Annotated in this window: 1 protein-coding gene; it reads right to left on the bottom strand. The window is 64.9% G+C overall.

What is annotated here, in order from left to right:
- On the bottom strand, positions 1–807 hold an 807-nt coding region (gene istA, locus Tfont_RS14380; protein ID WP_143969937.1), incomplete at its 3' end, for an IS21 family transposase.
- Positions 808–880 lie beyond the last annotated feature (73 nt).

Below are 880 nucleotides of genomic sequence, written 5' to 3'. Positions count from 1 at the left end.
GTGACCGGCGATGGCGTTGTTCTTCACGTAGCCCACGCCGTTCTCGGTCTTGCCCTTGGTGCGGGCGCGAAACGGCGCGCACGCCCGGGCTGCGATGTCCCAGTGGCGGCAGAACGCCTCAAAGCGGCTGTTGAGCCGAACCTGGCGCGTGGGCGTGTCGTGCTTGTCGACCAGTGCCTTGGCATTGTCGATGAGGAGCGTCTGCGGCCGTCCGCCGAAGTGGGCGAACGCCGCCTCGATGCCAGCGAACCAGGCGCTTTGGCGCTCGTGGCGGAATGCGCAGGCAAACCCCTTGCGTGAGTAGCCCAGTGTGGCCACAAAGAGGAACACCCGTACCGACTCGCCGCCGATCATCACGCGCGTCTGCCCAAAGTCGATCTGCATTTGCTCACCCGGCGCGGTCTCGAAGCGGATCGTCGCACGGCGGCTCGCTTCGAGTTCCTGGCGGAACCCTCGGCACGCGCGCTCGACCGTGCGCAGGCTCGTTTCAATGCCAAGCTCCTTGCTCAACTGCTGACGCACCACGTCGCAGTTACCCCGGTGCTGCAGGAAGCGCTCCCGCAGCCATGCTTCATGACCGACCAAAACGCCGGTGCGCTGTGGCCGCTTATACGGCACCGGCCCGCCCGCGTTCAGATACCGCCGCACTGTGTTGCGCGCGATGCCCAACGTCTTGGCGATCCGCTTCGCGCCCCACCCCGACTGCCCCAAGCGAACGATCGTCGTGATCGCTTCCGGCTCCAACATCTCCTGCACTCCGCAAACCACACGGCGCACAGGATCTACCTCAATGTGCTTCGTTTCCAACGATGGCCTCCTTGCGAACGAGGGGGTCAGTTCCTCGTGTCGCTAGGGGGTCAATTTACGGTGTCGCCTGACA

This window comes from Tepidimonas fonticaldi (genome assembly GCF_007556755.1).
GTDB lineage: Bacteria > Pseudomonadota > Gammaproteobacteria > Burkholderiales > Burkholderiaceae_C > Tepidimonas > Tepidimonas fonticaldi.
Note: the sequence above shows the minus strand (reverse complement) of the source record. Positions and strands in the feature narration are given on the sequence as shown.